This is a genomic window from Archangium sp. (assembly GCF_045802675.1).
Lineage (GTDB): Bacteria > Myxococcota > Myxococcia > Myxococcales > Myxococcaceae > Archangium.
Map to the genome: position 1 here is coordinate 61,529 of NZ_JBJMQO010000123.1, position 22,558 is coordinate 84,086.

Below are 22,558 nucleotides of genomic sequence, written 5' to 3' on the forward strand. Positions count from 1 at the left end.
GGGCGGGGTGGACCTGCTCTCGGAGACGGCGAGCTTCGCCGGGGGCTGTGGCGACTTCGGCCGCGCGCCGCGGAGCATCGCGCTGCCCTCGCTGCTGGGTGAGCCGGAGAAGGTGGAGCAGCTCGTGACCCTGAAGCGCGGCCTGCCGCGAAGCAGTGCGAGCTGCCCGGCAACTGAAAAACGAAACCGCCGGCCCGTCCTGGCGCCGGCGGCTTGGGTTTCAGGGGACGGCTTGCCTACCCGCAGGTGCCGTCGGGCTGGCACACCAGGCTGGGGTCGCAGTCCTGGTCCCTGGCGCACTCGACGCCCGCCGGGCAGTCGAAGCCGGCGCCGCCGGACATGCCGGACACCTGGAGGTTGGTGTTCGTGGTGGTGTTGTTCGACGCCGGCTTGATGATGGTCTGGTTGCCGAACGCGCCCGCCTGCTTGTGCGTGAGGCTCACGACGGTCGAGGAGACCGTGGACGTGATGTCGAGGGCGGTGCCGGAGACGCCCATGATGGCCGAGTTGATGGCCGAGGCGACCTGGGACTGCGTGTAGAGGTTGCTGATGCTGACGAGCACCCGTCCGGCGACGACGGGGGTGCCATTCCTGTCGAACTCGAAGGTCACCGGGGTGTTGAGGCCATCGCTGATGGTGAAGGTGTCACCCTCGACGAAGTCCTTGCCGCCCACCGAGGTGCTCCGGATGCTGATGGTGCCGGTGGCGTTGGAGAGCTGGAGCTTCGAGCACGTGTTGTTGCAGGTGCCGCAGGCATTGGTGTTGTTGTCGTCGCAGACCTCGGTGCCGTTCTTGACTCCGTCACCGCAGTAGGGGCCGGTGAGGCTGAGCGTGGACTTGCAGGTGGCGTTGCACGTGGTGCAGGTGGCGTTGCCGTAGGGGCACGAGGTCTCGTTGATGGTGTTGCCGTCGTCGCACACCTCGCTCGGGTCGTTCTTGGAGCCGTCACCGCAGTAGCGGCCGGTGAGGGTGAGCGTGGCCTTGCAGGTGGCGTTGCACGTGGTGCAGTTGGGCGTGCCGTAGGGGCTCTCGGTCTCGGAGGTGGTGTTGCCGTCGTCGCACGCCTCGCTCACGTCGTTCTTGGAGCCGTCACCGCAGTAGCGGCCCGTGAGCGAGAGGGGGGCCGTGCAGGTGGAGTTGCACGTGACGCAGGTGGCGCTGCCGTAGGGGCACTCGGACTCGTTGAGGGTGTTGCCGTCGTCGCACACCTCGCTCGGGTCGTTCTTCACGCCATCGCCGCAGTGGGGGCCGGTGAGGGTGAGGGTGGCCGTGCAGGTGGCGTTGCACCGGGTGCAGTTGGGCGTGCCGTAGGGGCAGGTGGTCTCGCTGACGTTGTTGCCGTCGTCGCACACCTCGGGGCCGTTCTTGACCCCGTCGCCGCAGTAGGTGCCGGTGAGGGGCAGGTCCGTCGAGCAGGTGGAGTCGCACAGGGTGCAGGTGGCGATGCCGTAGGGGCACGCGGTCTCGGTGACCTTGTTGCCGTCGTCGCAGTGCTCCCCGTCGGTGACGGCCTTGTCGCCGCAGTAGGGGCCGGTGAGGCTGAGCGTGCCCGAGCAGCCCGCGTTGCACGTGGTGCAGGTGGCGTTGCCGTAGGGGCAGGCGCTCTCGCTGACGGTGTTGCCGTCGTCGCACGTCTCGGGGCCGTTCTTGGAGCCATCGCCGCAGTAGGGGCCGGTGAGGTCCACCGTGGCCGAGCAGCCGGCGTTGCACGTGGTGCAGGTGGGGCTGCCGTAGGGGCAGGCGGTCTCGGTGACCTTGTTGCCGTCGTCGCAGACCTCGGGGCCGTTCTTGGCGTTGTCGCCGCAGTAGGGGCCGGACAGGCTCACGTTGCCCGAGCAGCTGGCGTTGCACGCGGTGCAGCTGGGCGTGCCGTAGGGGCAGGCGGTCTCGGTGACGGCGTTGCCGTCGTCGCACGTCTCGGGGCCGTTCTTGGTGTTGTCGCCGCAGTAGGGGCCGGCGAGGTCCACGGGGGCCGAGCAGCTGGCGTTGCACAGGGTGCAGGTGGGGCTGCCGTAGGGGCAGGCGGTCTCGGTGACCTTGTTGCCGTCGTCGCAGGCTTCGGAGCCGTTCCTGGCGTTGTCGCCGCAGTAGGGGCCGGTGAGGCTGAGCACGGCGGAGCAGGCCGCGTCACACGCCGAGCAGGAGGGCGTGCCGTAGGCGCACTCGGTCTCGGTGGTGGTGTTGCCGTCGTCGCACTTCTCGCTCACGTCGTTCTTGGAGCCGTCACCGCAGTACTTGCCGGTGAGGTTGAGCGGGGCCGAGCAGGTGGAGTTGCAGGTGGTGCAGGTGCGGGTGCCGTAGGCGCACTCGGTCTCGTTGAGGGTGTTGCCGTCGTCGCAGGACTCGACGCGCTTGGGGCCGGAGACGTTCACCCGGCCGTCGCCGCAGATGTTGGGGTTGCAGGTGTTGAGGCAGTCGTCGCCGTCGCTGGTGTTGCCGTCGTCGCAGTTCTCGCCGGCCTGGTTGTTGTAGAAGCCGTCACCGCAGGTGGGCGGGGTGCAGTCGCTGTCGCAGTAGCGCGAGTTGCCGCCGGTGTCGCACTGCTCGCCGGCCTCGGTGTTGAGGAAGTTGTCGCCGCAGGCGGGCGCGGTGCAGTCCGAGTCGCACGTCTTCGTGGTGGTGCCGGTGTCGCACTGCTCGCCGCGGGCGGGGTTGACGTGGGAGTCGCCGCAGAAGGCGATGGTGCAGTCGCTGTCGCAGCTGGTGCTGTCGGTGGCGCCGGCGTTGTCGCACTGCTCGCCGGCGGTGACGTTCACGATGCCGTCGCCGCACGCGCGCACCGTGCAGTTGGCGTTGCACGTCTTCGACTCGCCGCCGGTGTCGCACGCCTCGGTGCGCGGCAGCTCGCGGTCCAGGTAGGTGTCACCGCAGTAGGCCAGCTTGCAGGTGGTGAGGCAGTTGTCGGTGTTGGAGGTGTTGCCGTCGTCGCACTCCTCGTCGAGGTCGCGCACGCCGTTGCCGCAGCCCTCGCCGGAGCGGCAGTCGGAGCTGCACCCGTCATTGGGTGCGTTGTTGCCGTCGTCGCACACCTCGCCGATGGCGGTGTCCTTGATGCCGTTGCCGCACGTCTCGTTGGACTTGCAGTCGGAGCTGCAGCCGTCGCCGCTGGTGGTGTTGGCGTCGTCGCAGGCCTCGCCGCGCGCCGCGTCCACGAGGCCGTTGCCGCACACCTCGAGGGACTTGCAGTCGCCGCTGCAGCCGTCACCGCTCTCGTTGTTGCCGTCGTCGCACTTCTCGCCGCGGGAGACGTCCGGGTAGCCGTTGCCGCAGATCTCCAGCGACTGGCAGTCGGCGCTGCAGCCGTCGCCCGAGCGCGTGTTGCCGTCGTCGCACTTCTCGCCCACGCCGGTGTCGAGGATGCCGTTGCCGCACAGCTCGCTGGACTTGCAGTTGGCGCTGCAGCCGTCGCCGTTGGTGTTGTTGCCGTCGTCACACACCTCGAGGGCCGCGGTGTCCACGAGGCCGTTGCCGCAGATTTCCTTCGACGTGCAGGTGCGGCTGCAGCCGTCGCCGTCGAGGATGTTGCCGTCGTCACACACCTCGCCGAGCTGGATGATGCCGTCGCCGCAGTCCGTCTTGATGCAGATGTCCTGCTTGGTGGCGCACTTCTGACCGGAGGGGCAGACCAGCCCCGAGGGGCAGTCCACGGTGTCGGGCGTGAAGCACGCGGAGAGCAGCGGCAGCGTCAGCAGCGCGAGGACGAGCGCGGCGCCGTGACAGCGGGAGGAGGGGGAGAGAGGCTCTCGTGTCATTCGGTCACCTCAGAAGCGGAACGTCGCCAGGACGCCATTCGAGTCACCACCGAGCAGGGGGGTGATGCTCACGGAGTCCTGGGAGGCCTGGCCGGGGTCGATGCGGTAGGCCTGGGGTTGGTTGATGAAGGCGAGCACCGCGCCGGTGATGACGGCGGCACCGCCCACGGCGTACCCGCCGATGGCGGCGTTCTGCATCAGGTTGCCCTGGGAGCGGCGGGAGGCGAGCTCCGCCGCCGGCACGCAGCCGCCGCACTCGGTGATGCCCGCCTCGAAGGCGCTGAAGTCGTCGCGCGCCTGCAGGTGCAGCCAGCTGCCGCCGCCGGCCACGGCCAGACCCGCGCCCATCACCAGCCAGGGAATGGCGGCGGGCCAGCGGCGCTTGTAGCGGACGAGGTCCTCGGAGGTGAACATCTTCATGTCCAGCTGGGTCGTCTCGCCGGGGAGCACGGTGCGGCTCTGGTCGGTGGGCAGGTAGCCCTGAAGCGTCGCGACGATGCTGTGCGCGCCGGGGCGCACCAGCCCCGCGTAGCGGCCGGGGGCCACGAAGAGCGTCTGCCCGTCCATCGTCACGGTGGCGCCGGGCGTGTTGCAGGTGATGTCCACCCGGGCCAGCTGCTTCTCCACGAGCGTCTTGTAGTTGCGGGCGTACTCGAACTTCTCGTTCTCCAGCGGCTCCGGGCCGTAGCGCAGCGCCGCCACCAGGTGCTCGTGCACCTCGATGGGCTGGTCGAGGTTCATCAGCGCGAGCGCGAGGTTGTAGTGGATGGCCGGGTGGTCCCACAGCTCCAGCGCCTTGCGGTACTTCTCCACGGCCACCACGAAGATGGATTCCTTCACCAGGACGTTGGCCGCGCGGAACAGCTCGAGCGCGGTGTCCTGGTCCTGCTTCGAGACGCCCTTGGCCCACGGGCGCTCGGCCTGCGGACCGGCCGGGGTGTTCGTCGGCTGCGCGGAGAGGGTCTGCTGCTGGGCGGAGGCGGGAGGCTGCGCCGCGACCGGAGCGTCGGCGGCGGGCCGCATGGGCTCGGCGAGGGGCTGCTCGCCGGTGCCGGTACCGGGCTCTGGCGCGGTGCCGGGCCTCTGCTTGCCCCGGAGCCCGGCCTTGGTGCCCTTCCTGGCCCCCGGGGGCTTCTGGGTGAGGGCCGGCAGCTTGAAGGGGGCCGGCTTCCGGGCGGCGGGCAGCTTCTTGGAGGCGGACGTCTGCCGGGCGTTGGCCGGCTGGGCCTCGGCGGGCAGCGCCCACAGAGACAGCAGCACGGCCGACACGGCGAGGGCGACCCTGGACCTGTTCATCACCATTCTCACGGCGCTTCTCACTTCAGGACCTCGATGACCGGACTGCCGAGCTGGGACTGCAGACGTTGGGCGCGCTCCTGCTCGCGGTGCAGCAGCGTGGAGAGCTCCTTGGCCGCGCGGATGGCGTCTTCCTTGGCCTGCCGCGCCGCCTGAGCGCTGTTCTCGGCGCGCTTCTTGGCGAACCTGGCGCGCAGCTGCGCCTCCTGGGCCCGCTCCAACGCGGAGATGAGCTCGTCGTTCTTGGAGAGCAGCTCCTGGTTGGTGAGCGCCACCTGCGCGTTGGCCAGCTCCGCGGCCTGCTGCGCCTTCTGGCGCTCCAGCTCCTTGGCCTGCACCTCGGCCAGACGCTGCTTGGCCTCCGTCTCCGCCTCGCGCGCTCCCACCTCGGCCTTGCGCGCCACGGCCTCGGCCGCCTGGGCCGCCGCCGCCTGGCGCTCGGCCTCCTTCTGCGAGTTGCTGATGATGACGAGCGCCACCACCGCCGCGATGACGAGCAGGCCCAGGAAGGCCGTGGAGCCGATGAGCAGCGCACGCCTCAGCGTCCGGCCCTTCTTCGCCTGCGCGAAGACGGCCCCGAGGAAGTCGTGCTGTAGCTGGGGCAGCTCGCCGCGGTAGCGCCGCTGGAAGCGCAGCGCCTCCTCCACCATCTCGCCGCGCCACAGCAGGTTGGTGTCGAAGTTCTTCGCCTGCCACTGCCGGGCCGCGTTGCGCAGCTGCTCGAGGAAGCCCGCGTCCTCCTGGCCCTCGTCCAGCCAGCGGCGCAGCGTGGGCCAGCTGTGGATGAGCGACTCGTGGACGATTTCCACCGTCGCGCCCGTGGCGCCGCCTCCCGTCTGCACCACCAGCAGGCGCGCCTGCACCAGGTGGTCGATGAGGCGCTGCATCTCGCCCGTGTCCTTCGTCAGCTCGCGCAGCTCGTCCGCGGAGACGATGGCGCGCGTGCGCTCGGGGGTGACGAGGCGCAGGCAGAGCGCGCGCACCAGGGTGCGCTCCTGCGTGGACAGGCCCGCCACCACGTTGTCGGCGTGGCTGGCCAGTGCGCCGGCGATGCCGCCGATGGACTGGTAGGCGCTCTCGGTGAGCAGCCGGCGCTTGGGGTCGCGCGCCTCCCACAGCTGGGTGGCGGCGAACTGGAGCAGCGGCAGCGCGCCCTGGGTGGCGTCCAGGTGCTCCAGCATGCTGTCCACCATGGCCGGCGTCTCGAACTGGTAGCCGGCCATCTCGGCGGGCTGCACCAGCGCGTCGCGCAGGCCGTCGCGCGTGGGCGAGGTGAGGAAGTAGAGGCCCTGGCTCAGCTCGCCCATGAAGCGCTCGTCCTCGGGCACCCGGTCCAGGAAGTCCGAGCGGATGGAGAGGATGACGCGGATGGGCGAGGTGGCGTCGTCGGCGATGCCCGACAGGCACGCGGTGAAGGCCAGGCGCTCCTGCACGTCCGGCACCAGCGTGTAGAGCTCCTCGAACTGGTCGATGAAGAGGAGAATCTTGCGCTTCTCGCGCCGGGCGCGGCTGCGCAGCACGCTGCCCACGTAACCGGGCTCGTTGCGCAGGCGCTCCACGAGCCGCTGCTGCTCCTGGATGTCCTCCTCGACGGTGGTGGAGGAGCTCATCAGCGGCGCGACGATGCTGGCCAGCGAGCCGAGCGGGTTGCGGCCGGGGCGGATGACGAGCGCCTCCCACGCCGTGCCCGAGCGCTTGAGCACGGGCACCAGGCCCGCGCGCACGAACGAGGACTTGCCCGTACCGGAGGGACCCACGACGGCCAGCAGCGGCCGGTCGTTGATGCGGTTCACCAGGGCCGCGATTTCACGCGTGCGGCCGAAGAAGCGGTCCGCGTCCGCTTCCTGGAAGGAGCTCAGGCCCGCGTAGGGGCTCTCGTCGATGCGCAGCTCGCGGCTGTAGCGCCCGGGCAGGAAGGGCTCCAGCGCGCGCAGGAGCGAGTTCGCATCCGGGAAGCGCTCCTCCTTTTTCTTGAGCAGGCAGCGGTCGATGACGGCCGCCAGGTCCGGCGGCACGTCCGGCACCATGCTCTGCAGCCGCGGCATGGGCTCGTCGAGCATGCCCGTCACCATCAGCTGCGGGCCGCGCAGCGGATCCAACGGGTGCTTCCCGGCGATCATGCGGAACAGCATGATGCCCACGGCCCAGATGTCCGTGCGGTTGTCGATGGTGACGCCGATGCCCCACTGCTCCGGGGACATGTACGCCATGGTGCCCATGATGGCGCCGCGGCGGGTGAGGTTGGACACGTCCTCGCCCATGTCCTGCACGTCGTGCAGGCTCGGCTGCTGGCCCGGGATGACGGGAGCTCCCATCGCCTCCGCCACGTCGTCGCCCTGGAGCACCTTGGCGATGCCGAAGTCGAGCACCTTGATGCTGCCCGAGTCCGTCACCACGATGTTCTCGGGCTTGAGGTCGCGGTGCACAATCCCCTGCTCGTGCGCGCACGCGAGCGCCTTCACCACCGGCACCATCAGCTCCACCGCGCGGGCCGGAGGCAGGCGCTGGCTGCCCAGCGACTTCGTCAGCGGCTGGCCCTGGAGGAACTCCAGCACCATGAAGGGGCTGTCCTGGTGCTCGCCCACCTCGTAGATGATGACGATGTTCTCGTGGCTGCAGCGCGCCGTGGCGCGGGCCTCGAGGATGAAGCGCTTGGTGAGGTCCGAGTCCCCGGTGTGCAGGAACTTGATGGCCACGCGCCGGCCCAGCCGCGTGTCGCGCGCCAGGAAGACGGTGCCCATGCCGCCGCTGCCCAGCTCGCGGATGAGCTCGTAGTGCTGCAGGCGCATGCCCGGCTTGAGGCTCTGCGCCGCCCCTCCCGGACCCGTGTCTCCCGACGGCCCATCCCACGTGGACGACGAGCGCTGCGAGTTCTGCGAGTTCGAGTACGCCTCGCGCGACGGCGTCTCGACCTCCACGGGCGTGCCGAAGAGGGACTCCACGTCCGCGGCCTGCGTCCGATCATCGAGATCGGAAGGTGTCCAACTCAGGGCAGCTGCTTCGTTCTTCTTCATGGCCGGCCACTTCCCCTACGAAGCGTTCACGAAGCGGGGGAGCTACGTAGGAGGCGGCGCCGCAAGACATTCCGGACTGCGGACTTTCTGGTGCCACCCCCCTTTTTTCCCACCACTGTTGGTGATCATACACGTGCCGGAAAGAACCGATAGTACGTGACTCCCAGGGCAGGCCGTCTGCTCCGCGAAGGGCAGCCGACTTCAGGTAGGGTCGTGTGGACGTACCTGCCCGAGCTACCCAGGAGAGGGGCAGGCGGGCAGGCGTGTGAACGACAGGGCTGTATCAGCGGCTCTCGAAGACGAGCAGCCGGTGGTTGCCGTAGTCCGACACCACGACGTGGGGCCACGCCAGGAGCACGCCCCCGGGCTGGTTGAGGCTGCGCCCGCTCGGGGTGGTTCCGGTGGGAGGATCAAACGGACTGGCGTGGGTGAAGTCCGGCTGGCCGAGGACGGCGTCCGCCGGGGTGCCGTTGGCGGCGGGGAACGCGTTCCACACCAGCACGCGGTGGTTCTGGCTGTCGGTCACGAAGAGCTGCTGCCCGGTGGAGGCGAGGGTGTAGGGCGTGTTCATCCCGGTGGAGGAGAGGCCCGGCGCACGTGCGGTGAAGTCCGGCTGGCCGAGGACGACGTCCGCGGGCTGCCCGCTCCGGGTGGGGAACGCGTTCCACAGGAGGATCCGGTTGTTGTAGCTGTCGGCCACGGCGAGGCGGGTGCCGTCCGTCCAGACCCCGGTGGGATTCCAGAGCGTGGAGGCACCGGAGGTGCTGTCCCGCGTGCCGTTGCCGTCCGCGTCGTTCTCGACGCAGGTGGTGAACGAGGACTGGCCGAGGACGAGGTCGGGCGGTGCCCCATTCGAGGTGGGAAGGGTGTTCCACACCAGGACGCGGTTGTTGGCGCTGTCCGCCACGAGCAGCTTGCCGCGGCCGAGGAACACGTCCTCCGGGAAGCCCAGCGAGGTGCGCGCGCACCCGGCCGAGGTGGAGGTGGGGCCGAAGTCCGGCTGCCCGAGCACCAGCGCGGGCGTGGCCCCGGTACTGGCGGGGAGCGCGGAGTAGAGCAGGACGCGGCTGTTGCGCACGTCCGCCACGGCCAGCCGGGTGCCGTCGCTGGAGAGGCCCTCCGGGTTGCCGAGGCCCTCCTGCCCGCTGCCGGGCTCGAAACCCCCGAAGTCCGTCTGCCCGAGGACGAGGTCCGCGCTCGCGCCGTTGGCTGCGGGCACGCCGGCGAAGCCGAGGACGCGGTTGGCGCCCGTGTCCGGGACGTAGAGCCGCCCGCCCGCGAGCGCCGGATTGCCCAGGGGGTTGTTCAGCGTGCCCGCGTTGGAGCTCCCCCCCCGGTCCGGGGCCTTGCTGGTGAAGTCGGCCTGGCCGAGCACCACGCTGGCCGTCTGGAAGGTGTCCAGCGTGTACACGTGGACGCACTGCACGGAGATGCCCGTCACGTTGCCCGCCACCGTGCCGCCGCCGTTGGCCACGGTGCAGCGCTGATTCGAGGGCCGCGAGGCCACGGCCACCGCGTACGTGCCGCCCCGGGGCAGCTTCGCCGCGAAGGTGAAGGGGCCGTTGGTGGTGATGCGCAGCGTCTCGCCGCCGAGGCTCAGCTCGAGCGTCCCGTCCAGGCCCTCCACCGTGCCGCCGACGGAGTACGTCCGCGTCGCGCAGCGCACCCGTACCGAGTCCACGTCCGCGCCGGCCACCTGGCCCGTGCCGCCCTCCACGGTGCAGTCCTGCTCCGGGGGCGGCGTGGCCACCGTCACCGCGTAGTCGCCCTGGTCCTGCACCTGGGTCTGGAACGAGAAGGGCCCGTTGGCGTCACGGGTGAGGTCCTCCTGCCCGTTGAGCCGCAGGGTGATGCTCCCGGAGAGCCCGCTGAGCGTGCCTCCCACGTGGAACTTCGCCGGCGGCTGCTCCTCCGGCTTCTGCTCATCGCACGCGGCCACCAGCATGGCCAGACCCAGCAAACCGAGACGACCCAGAGGGATGCGCATGCGCTGTTTTATGTCACGGGCTCCGAGGCAGCGACAAGCCGAGCCCTCCGGCCCGCGAGGCCTCCAGGAGGGCCTGCCTCAGGGCATGTCCTGACCGCGCGTCTTCCACCAGTTCTCGCCGTAGCTGATGCACAGCTGCTCGCCGGGCTCGATGTCGCGCAGCGCGTAGAAGGTGAAGACGTCCTTGGGCGCCTCCCCCTTCTGGTAGCCCCGGTAGTACGACACGTTGGGCTCCTGCGAGTGGTTGTAGATCATCCCGGACCCCATCACGATCGCCACCCACTCGCCGCCCCGGTCCTCCTCGTGCGGGCCCCACTCGATGTTGAACACGTAGTCCGAGAGCGCCGAGGTGCGCACCGAGCGGAAGGGCACCTTGAGGTAGTGGCACTCCTCGATGATGGTGCCCTCGGGGATGCGCTCGTCCGTGAAGACGCCGTAACCCCACTCGCACGGTCGGATCTTCAGCCCCGGATGAACGAAGAGCGACTCACCTGCCTGCATCCTTGAAACCCTGTCCCAGTGCCGGGGGAAGAGTCCTGCGCGGCCCGGCCCGCGGGGCCCTAGCTACCACGAATGCCCCCGTTCCAGGCTCCTACAGGGAACGTCGGGAATCCTACATCGCAGGTTATTTCCCACCCGACCTGGAGTGCAATAAGTTCCCGTGTTGGCGGATAAGTCTGCCTTTCCAATGAATCGGAGAGGTCCGGTTCGAGGATTTCCCCCCATGAGGCAGTACCTGCCCCAGGAGAAGCGTATGCGGATGAGCAAGTTCGGAACGGTCATCGTGTGGCTCGCGTGTGCGGCGCCCGCGCTCGCGGCGGCCCCCCAGCAGGACAAGGAGGTGTGGATCACCATCGGCTCGGACGCGCTGCCCACGGTGCGCGCGTCGTTGAAGGAGCAGGGCGTGGAGCTGCCGGCCGCGGCGCGCGAGAAGGGCGGCGTGACGGCGCTGCGTATCCGCGAGTCGCAGATCGACAAGGTCGCGGGCGTGATGCACGACAAGCTCAACCGGTGCGCGGGCTTCATCGCCCACGACACGGAGACCCAGGCCCTGGCCGAGGTGGAGCGCAACGCCACCGCCAGCACGGCGCCGCAGTCGCTGGCCACGCTCATTGCCTTCAACGTCAACAACGGCCCGTCCGTCAACGCGATGCTGGGTGGCGTGCAGGAGCTCAACATCCGCAACACCATCAACTCGCTGTCCACCAACTGGACCACGCGCCGCTACAACGTGCAGACGGGCGCGGACGCGGCCAACTGGCTGAAGACGCAGTGGACCACCATCGCCAACGGCCGCACCGACGTCTCGGTGGCGCTCTATACGCACACCTGGACGCAGCCCTCCGTCATCGCCACCATCACCGGCACCACGCTGCCCAACGAGGTGGTGGTGCTCGGTGGCCACCTGGACTCCATCAACCAGAGCAGCTCCACGGGCGTGGCGCCGGGCGCGGATGACGACGCCTCGGGCGTGGCCTCCATCACCGAGGTGTTCCGCACCGCCATCGCCAATGGCTACAAGCCGGCGCGCACGGTGAAGTTCATGGCCTACGCGGGCGAGGAGGTGGGCCTCTACGGCTCCAACGCCATCGCCAACTCGTTCGCGAGCGCCGGCACCAACGTGGTGGGCGTGCTCCAGCTGGACATGACCAACTACAAGGGCTCCAGCTACGACTTCGGCATGGTGACGGACAACACCAACGCCACGCTGAACGCCTTCGTCACCGGCAGCCTCCTGCCCACGTACCTGCCGGGCACGACGTACACCAACATCACCTGCGGTTACGCCTGCTCGGACCACGCCTCGTGGAACAGCGCGGGTTACCCGGCCACGATGCCCTTCGAGGCGACGATGACCACGGACAACCCGCAGATCCACACCGCGGGCGACACGCTGACCTACACGGGCGGCACGGCGAACAACTCGGTGAAGTTCGCCAAGCTCGGCGTGGCCTTCATGGGTGAAGTGGCCAAGGGCGCGACGACGGGCAACACCCCGCCCCCGACGGGCGGCGGCACGGGCGGTGGCACCGGCACGCTGACCAACGGCGTGGCGACGGCCCCGTACTCGGGCGCCACGGGCACGTGGACCTGCAACACGCTGGTCATCCCGAGCGGCGTGAGCTCGGTGGTCTTCAACCAGGCGGGTGGCACGGGTGACGCGGACATGTACGTGCGCTTCGGCTCGCAGCCGACGACGAGCACCTACAACTGCCGTCCGTACCTCTCCGGCAACGCCGAGAGCTGCACCATCAGCGCTCCGAGCGCCGGCACCTGGTACGCCTGCTCGTACGCCTACAGCGCGTACAGCTCGACGACGATGAAGGGCACCTACTAGCCCTCGCGGTGACGGGGTGAGCTTGCCCACCCCGGGTTGAAACACAGAGCCCCGGAGCCGCGGCCTCAGCAAGCCGCGGCCCGGGGCTTCTTCATGCGACTACTGACGCGCGTCCATTTCCGTGTTCGGGATGGGGAAGCGCAGGTGGACGTTGAACTGCATGCCCTCGGGATCCTCCCGGTGCAGCTCCTCCAGCTTCCCGTAGCGGCGCATGTCGATCCACCGGTGCCCACCCTCGAAGAGCAGCGAGTAGCGGCGCTGCTTGAGCAGCTCGTTCGTGGCGCCCTCCCCCGTCAACACCTCGGGAATCGCGGCCACGTTGCCCGAGTAGGTGCGGATGAGGTTGAGGTCCTCCATGGCGGCCTCGTACTGCTCCAGCCGGATGTGGGCCTCGGCGCGCAGGAGGATGAGCTCCTCGTTGCGGATGATGGGGATGGGCGAGTCGTCCGCCTCGTACTGCTTGAAGGCGAGCGAGAACTTCGTGATGACCCCCGGCAGCTCACCGGGGTTCTTCGCGGCCTTCACCTTGCGCAGCACGCGGGCGTCGTTCTGCCCATCCAGCTGCTTGTCCGCGTCCGCCAGGAGGATGGGGTTGGCGAAGATGTTGGGGCCGTTGAGCGTGTTCTTCACGTCACCGGAGCCGGCGCTGAAGGAGTGGTACACGCCCAGGTTGAGGTTGAGGCTGACCGGGCTGGTGGTGATGAACGACTGTTCCAGGTCCGCCAGCGTCTCGTCCCAGTGCTCGCGGTACACGTCCACGCGGGCCTTGAGGGCGCGGTTGACCTTGATGAAGTTGCGCACCGTCATGTCGAACGGCTTGCCGTCCGGGCCCAGCTCGAAGTTGGTGAACCCCTTGCTCAGCGGGAAGGGGAACGCCGTGCCGCCGCCCTGCAGATCCGTCTTGGCCTCGTCGAGCAGCTGGGCGATGTGCGCGAGCACCTCGTCCTTGCTCACGATGGGAGCCAGCTCGCTGCCGAACGGGCGGTTGACGTCGATGGGCGCGCCGTTGGTGTCGTGGGTGTTGACGATGACCAGGAAGTCCAGGGCCTGGATCGTCTTGGCGAAGCCCCGGATGGCGCTCTTCTCCGCCTCGCTCACGCCGTCCACCTTCTCCAGGGCGTTGAGCAGGGTGTTGGCGTTGCGGATGTTGGCGTAGGGGGCGTTCCAGAAGTTGCCGCCGAAGGCGGGGCTGCCGGCGTTGAGCGCGGACCCCTGCAGCATCTCGCCGATGTAGCGGGGATCGGCCGAGTCCAGCACGATGCCCTCGCGGCCGAGCACGCCCAGCAGGGCCACGTACCCGTTCTGGTTGGTCATGCCCGCGCGCGTGCCGATGAGCAGACCGGTGGCCGCGTTGAGCACGGCCGTGCGCGTCGGGGTCTCCTGGAACGACTCGATGCTCGGGTTGTTGAGGTCCGGAACCGTCAAGTCACCGCACCCGCCGAGCCCCACCGTGGCGCACAGCGCCAGGACCACCTTCTTCATGTTCTTCATGTTGTCGCGAGTCCTCATGGTCCTAGAACCCCACATCGAGCGACGTCCAGAAGCTGCGGCTGGGCGGGAAGGGGGCCACATCGACGTTACGGGCAATGGCCTGGTTGCCGAAGTTGCTCACCTCGGGGTCCAGCCCTGAGTACCTGGTGAAGGTGAGCAGGTTGCGGCCGCTGATGCTCAGGCGGGCCGTCTTCACCACGGGGGCGCTGGACAGCCAGGACTGAGGCACGTTGTAGCTGAACGTCACCTCGCGCAGTTTGAGGAACGAAGCATCCTCGATGTACACGCCAGCGTTGGTCAGCCACTCCTTCTGGCGCGCGGCCCCGCGCGTCAGGTAGTCCGCCGAGTTCTTGTTGGCGTCGTAGAGGAAGCGGGTGAGGTTGATGACGTCGCTGCCCTGCTGCCAGTCGAGCAGGAAGGACAGGCTGAAGTCGCGGTACTTCACCTTATTGGTGAAGCCCACGCGGAAGTCCGGCTCCGTGTCGCCGAGCTTCTTGAGCACCGTGGTGCCGTCGGGTCCCACCACGTCGCCGACGATCTGCGTGGCGCTGGAGCCCTCCTCGAGGCGGAACTCGCCCAGGCTGGTGCCGAAGACGGGAACGGTGACGGGGCCGCCGGGCAGCGAGGTGACCTGGCTGCGGTTGAGGGTGAAGGTGGCGGTGGACGTCCAGTCCCAGTCGGTGTTGCGCACCGGGGTGACTTGGAGCACCGCCTCCACGCCGCGGTTGCGCAGCTCACCGCCGTTGGCGAACTCGGTGGTGAAGCCCGTGGAGCCGGCCAGGGGGCGCTGCAGCAGCAGGTCGGAGATGGTGCGCTGGTAGACGCTGAGCTCCACCACGGCGTTGCCGTTGAAGAGCATCGCGTCCACGCCGGCCTCGATCTCCCGCTGGCGCTCGGGGTGGATGTCCTTGGAGCCGGCGACGCCGGTGCCGATGATGGCGGGCAGGCCGTCGATGTTGTTGTTGGAGGCCAGGGACCGGTACTTCTGGAAGTAGGTGGGCCGGTTGCCTGTCTCACCGTAGGCCAGGCGCACCTTGAACTCGTTCACCGCCGGGTGGAAGGGCTGGAAGCGGTAGGCGCCGGCGACCTTGGGGAAGAAGAAGAGCTGGTCGGGGTTACCGTTGGCGCTGCTCTGCTCGCCGCGCACGGCGCCCACCAGGGTGAGGTGCTCGTCGAGCAGCAGCATCTCCTCCTGTAGGTAGATGCCGCGGTCGCGTACGAGCTGGCGGTTCTGGCGCACGGTCAGCTGGGTGCCGGAGCTGACGTTCTCCTGGTCGGCGATCTGCCCGGCGCTGCGCACGTAGAGCGTGTCCACGCCGCTCTGCTCGTACTGGAAGCCGGCGGAGGTGGTGGCGTTCACGGCGCCGCTGGCGGGCCGGTAGTTGTGCACCAGGTTGACGCCGGTGTTGAGATTGAGGACCTCGCTGTTACCGAGCAGCGAGGTGCCCGGCAGGTTGTCCAGCGGCAGCTCGAAGGCGAGCGTGCTGGGCGAGAACAGGCTGTTCTTCTGTTGGAAGCGGTCCACGCCGAGGTTGGCGAGCACCTTGAAGCTCTGCGTCTCGGTCTTGTACGCGTTCCACACCGTGTCGGCCGAGCCCAGCAGGCGCCACACGTCCTCGTCGTTCTTCATGAGGGCGGCCGTCTGCAGCGGGTTGGCGGTGCTGGAGACGAAGGGGTTGCTGGGGTAGATGCCGGCGCTGTTGGAGCGCAGGTCCACGAAGCTGGGCGTGGACGCCAGCGCCATGTAGTAGGTGATGTTGGTGTTGTCGTTGTTGGTGAGGCCGCGGTTGCCCAGGCTGTGGATGAGGTTGGCGGTGGCGTTCACCTCGACGGCACTGCCCAGCTTCTGTCCCAGGTTGAGGCGGAAGGACTGCTTCTGGTAGCCGGTGTTCTGGATGATGCCCTTGTCGTCCTTCACCATGGCCGAGGCGAAGTAGCGGGTGTCCCCGGCGGTGCCGCTCACGCTGGCGAGCGTCTCGTAGGACAGGTCCCTGCGGCTGGCCAGCAGTTCCTCCTGATTGAAGGTCTTGCCGGTCCAGTACTGGGCCGCCACGTCCTCGCCGTAGCGCGCCACCACGTCCTCGCGAGTGGCGAAGGGGCGCGAGCCCAGGGTGTTGGAGAGCGAGTACATGCCCAGGCGCTGGGTGACGTCCACCCGGGGCGCGCCGGCCTTGCCCTTCTTGGTGGTGATGATGACGACGCCGTTGCTGGCCTTGGAGCCGTAGATGGCGGCGGCGGAGGCGCCCTTGAGGACCTCGATGCTCTCGATGTCGTTGGGGTTGAGGTCCGCGATGCGGTTGACCTGGTTGTCCTGGGTGGCCGAGGGGTTGGAGCCACGCACCGACTCGGTGAGCTGGTAGACGCCCGAGGCGATGGCCACGTCGCTGATGAGGACGCCGTCCACCACGTAGAGCACCGCGTTGGAGCCGCTGATGGTGGAGACGCCACGCAGCTTCAGCTGCATGCCGCCGCCCGGAGCGCCCGAGTTGCTCTGGATGTTGGCGCCGGCCACCTTGCCCTGCAGCGCCTGGTCCACCGTGGCGGCCGGAGCGCGGGTGAGCTCCTCGGAGTCCACCGAGGCCACCGAGTTGGCCATGTGCTTGCGGGCGAGCTCACTGGCGCGGCCCACCACCACCATCTCCTCGACGAAGGTGGCGTCCAGCGCCACCGTCACGTCGTTGCGGGTGGCGCCGACGGTGACCTCGCGGTCCTTGTGGTCCTGGCTGGAGAACAGCAGCGTCACCGGACCCTTGGGCACGTCCAGCGAGAAGGTGCCGTCCAGCTCCGTCTCCACGCCCTTGGTGGTGCCCTTGATGATGACGCGCGTGAGCGGCAGCCCATCATTGGTGAGCGCATCCAGCACCTTGCCGGAAATCTTGCGCGTGTCGGCCGGCGCGGGAATCGCGGTGGCGGCCGGCTGTTGCGGCGCCGCGGGCTGCGGCTCCGTGCCCTGATCCTGGGCCCTGGCTTCGACGGAGAGGAGCGCGACTGCGCACCCCGAAAGCAACGCCTGTTTCAGCGTCATTCGCTCTTCACCTCTAGATGCTGCGGATTGAGCGGCCCCCTCTGACGGGACGCCGTTGACCGCGGATCGTGTGTGGTCAGGGTCCGCACAGTCAACGTCGCCCATAGAACGGAAAAGTGTGTATGATGGGGTCTCTGTTTCCGATGGGGCGGCAATTTTCGGGTGATGGTCGCAAACTGCCCCGCTGGGGGTTGCTGCTGGCGCTGGTGCCGGCCCTGGCGATGGGGCAGGCAGCCGACGCTCCCGGGGCCCCCGACGCGCCCGTTTCCGCGAAACAACCCGTGTTCGAGGTGCTGCCCGCGGCGATCTCCGTGGCCCCCGGACTGGTGCTGCACGGGCTCGGGCCGCTGATCGCGGGAGACGTGCCCCTGGCGAAGACGCTCTTCGTGGTGGAGGGCACGGGGCTGGTGCTGCTCGTGGGGGCCGGAGCGCCCATCTACCTGTCGGGGCAGACGCGGCAGCTGGCCGGGCCGCTGTACGCGCTGGCCCTGACGGGCGCGGGGCTCTTCTCCGTCTCCGCGCTGGCCAACCTGTACGTGGCGCTGGGGCCCGCGTTTCCTCCGGGCGTGGCGCCGCTGCGCCTGCCGCGTCTGGAAGTGGAGGCGGGTTATCAGCACGTGGTGGATGCGAGCTTCCCCCGTCGCCAGGCCTTCGTGTCGCTGGGCGCGGTGGCGCGCGTGGAGCGCGTGCGGTGGGAGGCCGGGGCCCGCGTGTCTCCGGGCGATGGCAACCTGCGCGTGCGCGCAGGGGGTGCGTACCGGTGGCTGGGCGCTCCCGAGGGCGCGCTCGGGGCCGCGGATGGCACCGCGCTCGACGTGGAGGCCGCGGCGCTCGTGCACCGCTTTCCCTCGGAGGGCTACACGCTCGGCGGCGGGGAGGTGTTTCTGCGGGGCCGCTACGCCCTGGCGCGCGTGAGCCCGCGCCTCGCTGGCTCCTTCGCGGAGCTGGGCCTGGGGCTGGCCCTGCAGCGTCTGTCCTTCGTGGGCCTCGGCGCCGAGGACGGCCTCGAGGATGAGCTGCTCTTCACCGCCGGCTACGGCGTGTACCTGGGACGCGGCGGGCCCCTGCGCGGCGAGGCGATGCTCTACTACGACCACCGCAAGGACGACTTCCCCGGCGCGGTGAAGAGCGCGGGCCGCGTGCCGCTGGGGTACTTCGGGCTGCGCGGGCGCGTGCTCCTCACCGAGCGCTGGGGCCTGTCCGCGGAGGTGCAGGCGGGCTCGGCGTGGGTGGGCCGCTTGTCGCTCGTCCGCGCGCTGGCGCCGTGAGCCGTTCTGGCCCGGGCCCAGGGCTGGAGGGCAGCCAGACGGAGGAGCCGCCTCCGAGGGCGGCCGGGTTGGCGTCCCGCACACGGGCTCCATCTTTGGCCTGTCTCGCATTCGACAGGAGGGGCTCATGCCCAGGGGTTCGTGGTGGTTGACCGCCGGAGCGGCCGCGTTGCTATTCACCGCCGGCTGCAAGCAGCAGGGACAGCAGCAGCAGCAGGACGTCCAGGGGGATGCGCGCGCCCAGGTGGAGACGGCGCAGGAGCACTCGGAGCAGGCGCTGAAGCACGCCGAGGACGCGCAGGCCAAGGCGCGCGATGAGCAGACGGACGTGGCCGACGCGCGTCAGGACGTGCAGAAGGCCCAGGAGGATCTCCAGCAGGCGCAGGCCAAGGCGCAGCAGGAGTCCCAGGAGGCGCAGACGGCCCAGCAGCAGGCGAACAACCAGGCGCAGCAGGCCCAGGCCGAGGTCCAGCAGTCCCAGCAGCAGGCCGCCGAGGCCCAGCGCCAGCAGCAGCAGCAGATGGCGCAGTCGCAGCAACAGGCCGCCCAGCAGCAGGAGCAGATGGCTCGCACCCAGCAGCAGACGGCCCAGCAGCAGCCGTCGGGCAAGCAGCAGCAGATGGTGACGGGCCGGGTGGTGAGCTCGAGCCCGGATGAGCTGCTGCTCAGCAGCGCGGGAGCTCCAGGACAGCCGCAGATCCGCCTGCAGGTGAATCAACAGACGCAGGTGATGGTGAACGGGCGTCAGGGCTCCATCGCGGACGTCGCCGAGGGCAGCCAGGTGCGCGCCTCGTACCAGGACGTGGGCGGTGAGCCGACGGCGCTGCGCGTGGACGTGACGAGCAGCGGTCAGGGCACCGGCGGCAGCCAGGACCTGGGCGGCTCGACGGACTCGAGTGGCGGCCAGGGCGAGCAGCCGCGGCAGTAGGGGCCGCGCGACAGGGCGCGTGTCCCAGGGGCTCCGGTCTCCGAGAGGAAGACTGGGGCCCTGCTGCTTTCCGGGCACCTCCCTGAAGGACGTGAAGTACCCCGTGCGGGAGTCGAACCCGCCTTCCCGCGTTGAGACCGCGGTGTCCTGCGCCGATAGACGAACGGGGCATGTGGAGGCTCGTCCGGGAGTCGAACCCGGCAACAGACGGTTTTGCAGACCGCCGCCGCCCCGGGCGGAACGAGCCTCATCGAGCGTCCAAGGAGTCCCTCGAATCGCTCGCTGAAGACAGACGCCGTGCGAAGCGCGTCCTGACGGGGCGCCGGTTGAATTCGCTGCGGCCGCTCGTCACAGTGGTTTTCAGAGCGGTTGGACATCCCACCTGGGGGAGCCGTGCGGGTCCGTCATTGTCTCAAGGGAATGCCGGTACTGTTGTGCCTCGCTGTCCTGGCGGCGTGCGACGACACCTCGAAGAAGGCGGAGTGGAGCGTGGCGGGGCAGAACCTGTCCAACACGCGCCACCAGGACGCGGAGTCCCGGCTGAACGTGGGCAACGTGTCCGGGCTCGAGCCCCGGTGGAGTTTCTCGGCGGAGGGCGACATCTCGGCCACCGCGGCGGTGGAGTCCGGTGCCGTCTACTTCCCCGACTGGAGCGGCAAGCTGTGGAAGCTGGAGGCGGGCACGGGCCGGGTGCTCTGGTCGCGCTCCATCTCCGATTACACGGGCGTGCCGGGCTCCGTCTCGCGCACGACGCCGGCGGTGGTGGGCAACCGCCTCCTCCTCGGCTCCCAGGAGGGTGGCTACCTCCTGGCCCTGGACAAGCACAGCGGCGAGCTCCTGTGGAAGACCCAGGTGGACTCGCACCCGGCGGCCGTCGTCACCCAGTCGCCCATCGTCTTCGGCGAGCACGTCTACGTGGGCGTCTCCTCCATGGAGGAGGCCTTCACCGCGGACCCCTCGTACGTGTGCTGCTCCTTCCGCGGCAGCGTGGTGTCCGTGAATCTCGAGACGGGTGCGCTCGAGTGGAAGACGCACATGGTGCCCGAGGGCTACAGCGGCGGCGCCGTGTGGAGCAACACCCTCGTGGTGGACACGAAGCGCCACAGCCTCTACGTCACCACCGGCAACAACTACGAGGTCCCCGACGCGGTGGAGGCCTGCATCGAGTCCACCCCCGCGGAGTCCGCCGAGAGCTGCCTCGCCCCCGACGACTACATCGACGCGTTCGTGGCGCTGGATATCGACTCGGGCGCCATCAAGTGGGGGCGGCGGCTGCAGGGCTTCGACGCGTGGAACTTCGCCTGCTCGCTCCATCCGCGGGATTGGTGCCCGTCTCCCATCGGCCCCGACTACGACTTCGGCCAGGGCGTCATGCTCTTCACCGCCCAGGGGCAGGGCGGCAAGCAGGACCTGATCGGCGCCGGGCAGAAGAGCGGCATCTTCTGGGCGCTGGACCCGGACACCGGCGCTGTCGTCTGGAGCACCCTGGTGGGCCCGGGCGGCTCCTCGGGCGGCATCATGTGGGGCTCGGCCACCGACGGCACACGCATCTACGTGGGGAACGCCAACTGGAACCATCAGCCCCAGACGCTCATCTCGGGCGAGCAGATGACCTGGGGCGCCTGGAGCGCGTTGGATCCCGCCACCGGCGCCATCCTCTGGCAGACCTCCGACCCGGGGCAGTCCCTGGCCATGGGGCCCGTGACGGTGGCCAATGGCGTCGTCTACGCCGGCTCCATGGACGCGCGGGGCCACATGTATGCCCTGGACGCGGGCTCGGGGAAGATTCTCTGGAGCCACGCGACCGGGGGCTCCGTCAACGCCGGGGCCTCCGTGGTCGAGGGCTCCGTGTACTGGGGCTCGGGTTATGGGCGCTTCGGCATGGGGACGCCCAACAACATGTTCTTCGCCTTCTCCCTGAAGTAGGCGCCACCCGGCACCGGGAGGGAACCCCACCCTCCCGCTCCGTGTCTCAGCAGGGCCTCCCCGGCTTGTGGAAAGCCGCCCGACTGTCCGAGACTCGGAGCCTCCATGCCCGCCAGCGACGAACGCCGCCTGCAGGCCCTCATCCTCGCGCCCGTCCGGCGCGTGCAGGGGCGCCTCAATGCCGTCCTCTGGGCCGAGGCGGGCGTGGCTCCCGTGTGGGCCGCCGCCACCGGATGCGTGCTCGCGCGCCTGCTCTTGCGTGACGCCGCCCCCTGGGTGCTCCCCGTGCCGCTGCTCGCCTCGGGCGCCTGGTGGCTGCTCCGGGCCCGCGTCCGGAGCGTGTCGCTGACGCAGGCGGCGGTGATGGCGGACCGCTCGGCCGGCGCGGGCGGGCTGCTGCTCACCCGGCTGGAGCGCCCCGTGGGCGAGTGGGAGCTCTCCGCCAACCAGTACGCCCGCGCGGTGCGGATGCCTCCCGTGCAGTGGAAGCGCCCGGCCGGGACGTTGCTCGCGGCGCTCACCTTCCTCGCGGTGGGCTTCCTCCTGCCGCTGCCCGCGCTCCCCTCGCGCCCGGCCACCGCGGCCGCCGCGGCGAAGGTGGCCGCCGTGCAGGCCAAGGCCGAGGCACTCGCGCGCGAGGAGCCGCTGGGCGCCCCCCTGGAAGAGGAGCTGCGCCGGCTGTCCGCGGAGGTGGCCCAGGGCCGCTTCGACGCCGCCGACTGGGAGGCCGCCGACAGCGTGGAGAAGTCGCTCGAGGCCCGGGCCGCGAAGGCCGCCGCCGAGCTGGCCGCAGCGTCCGAGGCCGCTCGGGAGTTGGAGGAGTCCCTCGACGCCGCCTCCGGAGCCGAGGCCGCCGCCCGGGAGCGCGAGGCGCTCGAGAACGCGTTGATGGCGCTGGGCCATGACAACGCCACGCAGTCCCCTCACGGCCAGGGCCAGGAGGGCGACGAGCCGGGCGGCCAGGGCAGCGCGGGCGCGGGGGCGCGGGATGGGGGCACCGGCTCCGCTCAATCGCAGCAGGGCAGCGGCTCCGGCCGGAGTGGGGCACGCGGCTCGCGCGACGAGGTGGCCAACCTGCGCGAGACGCTCGAGCGCCGCCAGCGTGAGCTGGAGCAGCGCTTCGGCCAGGGCAACGGCAAGAGCCCGCGGCGCGGCGAGGGCCAGGGAGAAGGGGAGGGCGAGGGGCAGGGACAGCGTGGCGGCCATGCGAGCCGCCAGGTGGGGAAGGGCGGGAAGGGCGCGGGAGCCGGGCGCGGCGGGGAGAGCCAGCCGCTCGTCTTCGGCGAGAAGGCGGAGATGGAGCCGGAGCGGCTCGCCTTCAAGCCGCTGCCGCGGGGACAGGGCGGCGAGGCGCAGGGCCTGTGGGGCCTGAAGGCCGCGGACCCGGAGAAGCGCGAGGGCGGTGGGGGCGGCGGCGGGCAGGGGACGAGCGCCCAGGGCGACGCGGAAGCGGGACATTCGGCGGGGCCGCTGCTGCCTCGCAATCGGGACCTGGTGAAGCGGTATTTCGGGGGGGAACCCTAGTGAGGAGTC

12 protein-coding genes and 2 tRNA genes are annotated in these 22,558 nt (G+C 69.9%); 5 read left to right on the forward strand and 9 right to left on the reverse strand.

All coding sequences use genetic code 11. The features are described 5' to 3' along the window. Nucleotides 1-236: 236 nt before the first annotated feature. The 5 genes from ACJ8AN_RS33975 to ACJ8AN_RS33995 all read right to left on the reverse strand — a co-directional run bounded on the left by ACJ8AN_RS33975 (nt 237) and on the right by ACJ8AN_RS33995 (nt 10,550). On the reverse strand, nt 237-3,752 hold the full coding sequence (locus ACJ8AN_RS33975) for a DUF4215 domain-containing protein (protein WP_407759711.1): 3,516 nt from the start codon (nt 3,750-3,752) through the stop codon (nt 237-239). Nucleotides 3,753-3,761: 9 nt separating this feature from the next. Next, nucleotides 3,762-5,048, reverse strand: a complete 1,287-nt coding sequence (locus ACJ8AN_RS33980) for a hypothetical protein (RefSeq protein WP_407759712.1) — start codon at nt 5,046-5,048, stop codon at nt 3,762-3,764. A gap of 20 nt (nt 5,049-5,068) precedes the next feature. Continuing rightward, nucleotides 5,069-7,837 carry a protein kinase domain-containing protein gene (locus ACJ8AN_RS33985; RefSeq protein WP_407759742.1) on the reverse strand — a complete coding sequence of 923 codons (2,769 nt, stop codon included), beginning with the start codon at nt 7,835-7,837 and terminating at the stop codon, nt 5,069-5,071. A gap of 508 nt (nt 7,838-8,345) precedes the next feature. Beyond that, the gene (locus ACJ8AN_RS33990) at nt 8,346-10,049 is read right to left on the reverse strand and encodes an NHL repeat-containing protein (RefSeq protein WP_407759713.1); all 1,704 of its coding nucleotides are present in this window, start codon (nt 10,047-10,049) and stop codon (nt 8,346-8,348) included. A 78-nt stretch (nt 10,050-10,127) separates the two neighbouring features. After that, the gene (locus ACJ8AN_RS33995) at nt 10,128-10,550 is read right to left on the reverse strand and encodes an SET domain-containing protein-lysine N-methyltransferase (protein WP_407759714.1); all 423 of its coding nucleotides are present in this window, start codon (nt 10,548-10,550) and stop codon (nt 10,128-10,130) included. A 259-nt stretch (nt 10,551-10,809) separates the two neighbouring features. On the opposite strand from ACJ8AN_RS33995, the gene ACJ8AN_RS34000 reads away from it, so the two are divergent. After that, nucleotides 10,810-12,387 carry a M20/M25/M40 family metallo-hydrolase gene (locus ACJ8AN_RS34000; protein WP_407759715.1) on the forward strand — a complete coding sequence of 526 codons (1,578 nt, stop codon included), beginning with the start codon at nt 10,810-10,812 and terminating at the stop codon, nt 12,385-12,387. A 99-nt stretch (nt 12,388-12,486) separates the two neighbouring features. Here ACJ8AN_RS34000 and ACJ8AN_RS34005 read toward each other — a convergent pair whose 3' ends face one another. Both ACJ8AN_RS34005 and ACJ8AN_RS34010 read right to left on the reverse strand, forming a co-directional pair. Continuing rightward, nucleotides 12,487-13,878 (reverse strand): RagB/SusD family nutrient uptake outer membrane protein, encoded by a 1,392-nt coding sequence (locus ACJ8AN_RS34005; RefSeq protein ID WP_407759716.1) that lies wholly within the window; start codon nt 13,876-13,878, stop codon nt 12,487-12,489. Nucleotides 13,879-13,900: 22 nt separating this feature from the next. Beyond that, nucleotides 13,901-16,903, reverse strand: a complete 3,003-nt coding sequence (locus ACJ8AN_RS34010) for a SusC/RagA family TonB-linked outer membrane protein (RefSeq protein WP_407759717.1) — start codon at nt 16,901-16,903, stop codon at nt 13,901-13,903. 143 nt (nt 16,904-17,046) lie between these two features. On the opposite strand from ACJ8AN_RS34010, the gene ACJ8AN_RS34015 reads away from it, so the two are divergent. Further along, complete coding sequence (locus ACJ8AN_RS34015) at nt 17,047-18,171, forward strand: hypothetical protein (protein ID WP_407759718.1); 1,125 nt, start codon at nt 17,047-17,049, stop codon at nt 18,169-18,171. Between the two features lie 127 nt (nt 18,172-18,298). Beyond that, nucleotides 18,299-19,099: a hypothetical protein gene (locus tag ACJ8AN_RS34020; protein ID WP_407759719.1), complete on the forward strand. Its 801-nt coding sequence runs from the start codon at nt 18,299-18,301 to the stop codon at nt 19,097-19,099. Between the two features lie 97 nt (nt 19,100-19,196). Here the strand turns inward: ACJ8AN_RS34020 and ACJ8AN_RS34025 are convergent. Then, nucleotides 19,197-19,269, reverse strand: a tRNA-Glu gene (locus tag ACJ8AN_RS34025). Nucleotides 19,270-19,272: 3 nt separating this feature from the next. Next, nucleotides 19,273-19,346, reverse strand: a tRNA-Cys gene (locus tag ACJ8AN_RS34030). A gap of 185 nt (nt 19,347-19,531) precedes the next feature. Here ACJ8AN_RS34030 and ACJ8AN_RS34035 point away from each other — a divergent pair. Then, nucleotides 19,532-21,025 carry a PQQ-binding-like beta-propeller repeat protein gene (locus ACJ8AN_RS34035; RefSeq protein ID WP_407759720.1) on the forward strand — a complete coding sequence of 498 codons (1,494 nt, stop codon included), beginning with the start codon at nt 19,532-19,534 and terminating at the stop codon, nt 21,023-21,025. Nucleotides 21,026-21,130: 105 nt separating this feature from the next. Next, nucleotides 21,131-22,549: a hypothetical protein gene (locus ACJ8AN_RS34040; protein ID WP_407759721.1), complete on the forward strand. Its 1,419-nt coding sequence runs from the start codon at nt 21,131-21,133 to the stop codon at nt 22,547-22,549. Nucleotides 22,550-22,558: the final 9 nt, after the last annotated feature.

Excerpts from the sequence above, each read along its gene's own strand:
- ACJ8AN_RS33990 (WP_407759713.1), bottom strand. The coding sequence starts at position 10,049 with ATGCGCATCCCTCTGGGTCGTCTCGGTTTGCTGGGTCTGGCCATGCTG.
- ACJ8AN_RS34010 (WP_407759717.1), bottom strand. The coding sequence starts at position 16,903 with ATGACGCTGAAACAGGCGTTGCTTTCGGGGTGCGCAGTCGCGCTCCTC.
- ACJ8AN_RS33995 (WP_407759714.1), bottom strand. The coding sequence starts at position 10,550 with ATGCAGGCAGGTGAGTCGCTCTTCGTTCATCCGGGGCTGAAGATCCGA.
- ACJ8AN_RS33985 (WP_407759742.1), bottom strand. The coding sequence starts at position 7,837 with ATGCGCCTGCAGCACTACGAGCTCATCCGCGAGCTGGGCAGCGGCGGC.
- ACJ8AN_RS33975 (WP_407759711.1), bottom strand. The coding sequence starts at position 3,752 with ATGACACGAGAGCCTCTCTCCCCCTCCTCCCGCTGTCACGGCGCCGCG.
- ACJ8AN_RS34020 (WP_407759719.1), top strand. The coding sequence starts at position 18,299 with ATGCCCAGGGGTTCGTGGTGGTTGACCGCCGGAGCGGCCGCGTTGCTA.
- ACJ8AN_RS34005 (WP_407759716.1), bottom strand. The coding sequence starts at position 13,878 with ATGAAGAACATGAAGAAGGTGGTCCTGGCGCTGTGCGCCACGGTGGGG.
- ACJ8AN_RS33980 (WP_407759712.1), bottom strand. The coding sequence starts at position 5,048 with ATGAACAGGTCCAGGGTCGCCCTCGCCGTGTCGGCCGTGCTGCTGTCT.
- ACJ8AN_RS34015 (WP_407759718.1), top strand. The coding sequence starts at position 17,047 with ATGGGGCGGCAATTTTCGGGTGATGGTCGCAAACTGCCCCGCTGGGGG.
- ACJ8AN_RS34040 (WP_407759721.1), top strand. The coding sequence starts at position 21,131 with ATGCCCGCCAGCGACGAACGCCGCCTGCAGGCCCTCATCCTCGCGCCC.
- ACJ8AN_RS34000 (WP_407759715.1), top strand. The coding sequence starts at position 10,810 with ATGAGCAAGTTCGGAACGGTCATCGTGTGGCTCGCGTGTGCGGCGCCC.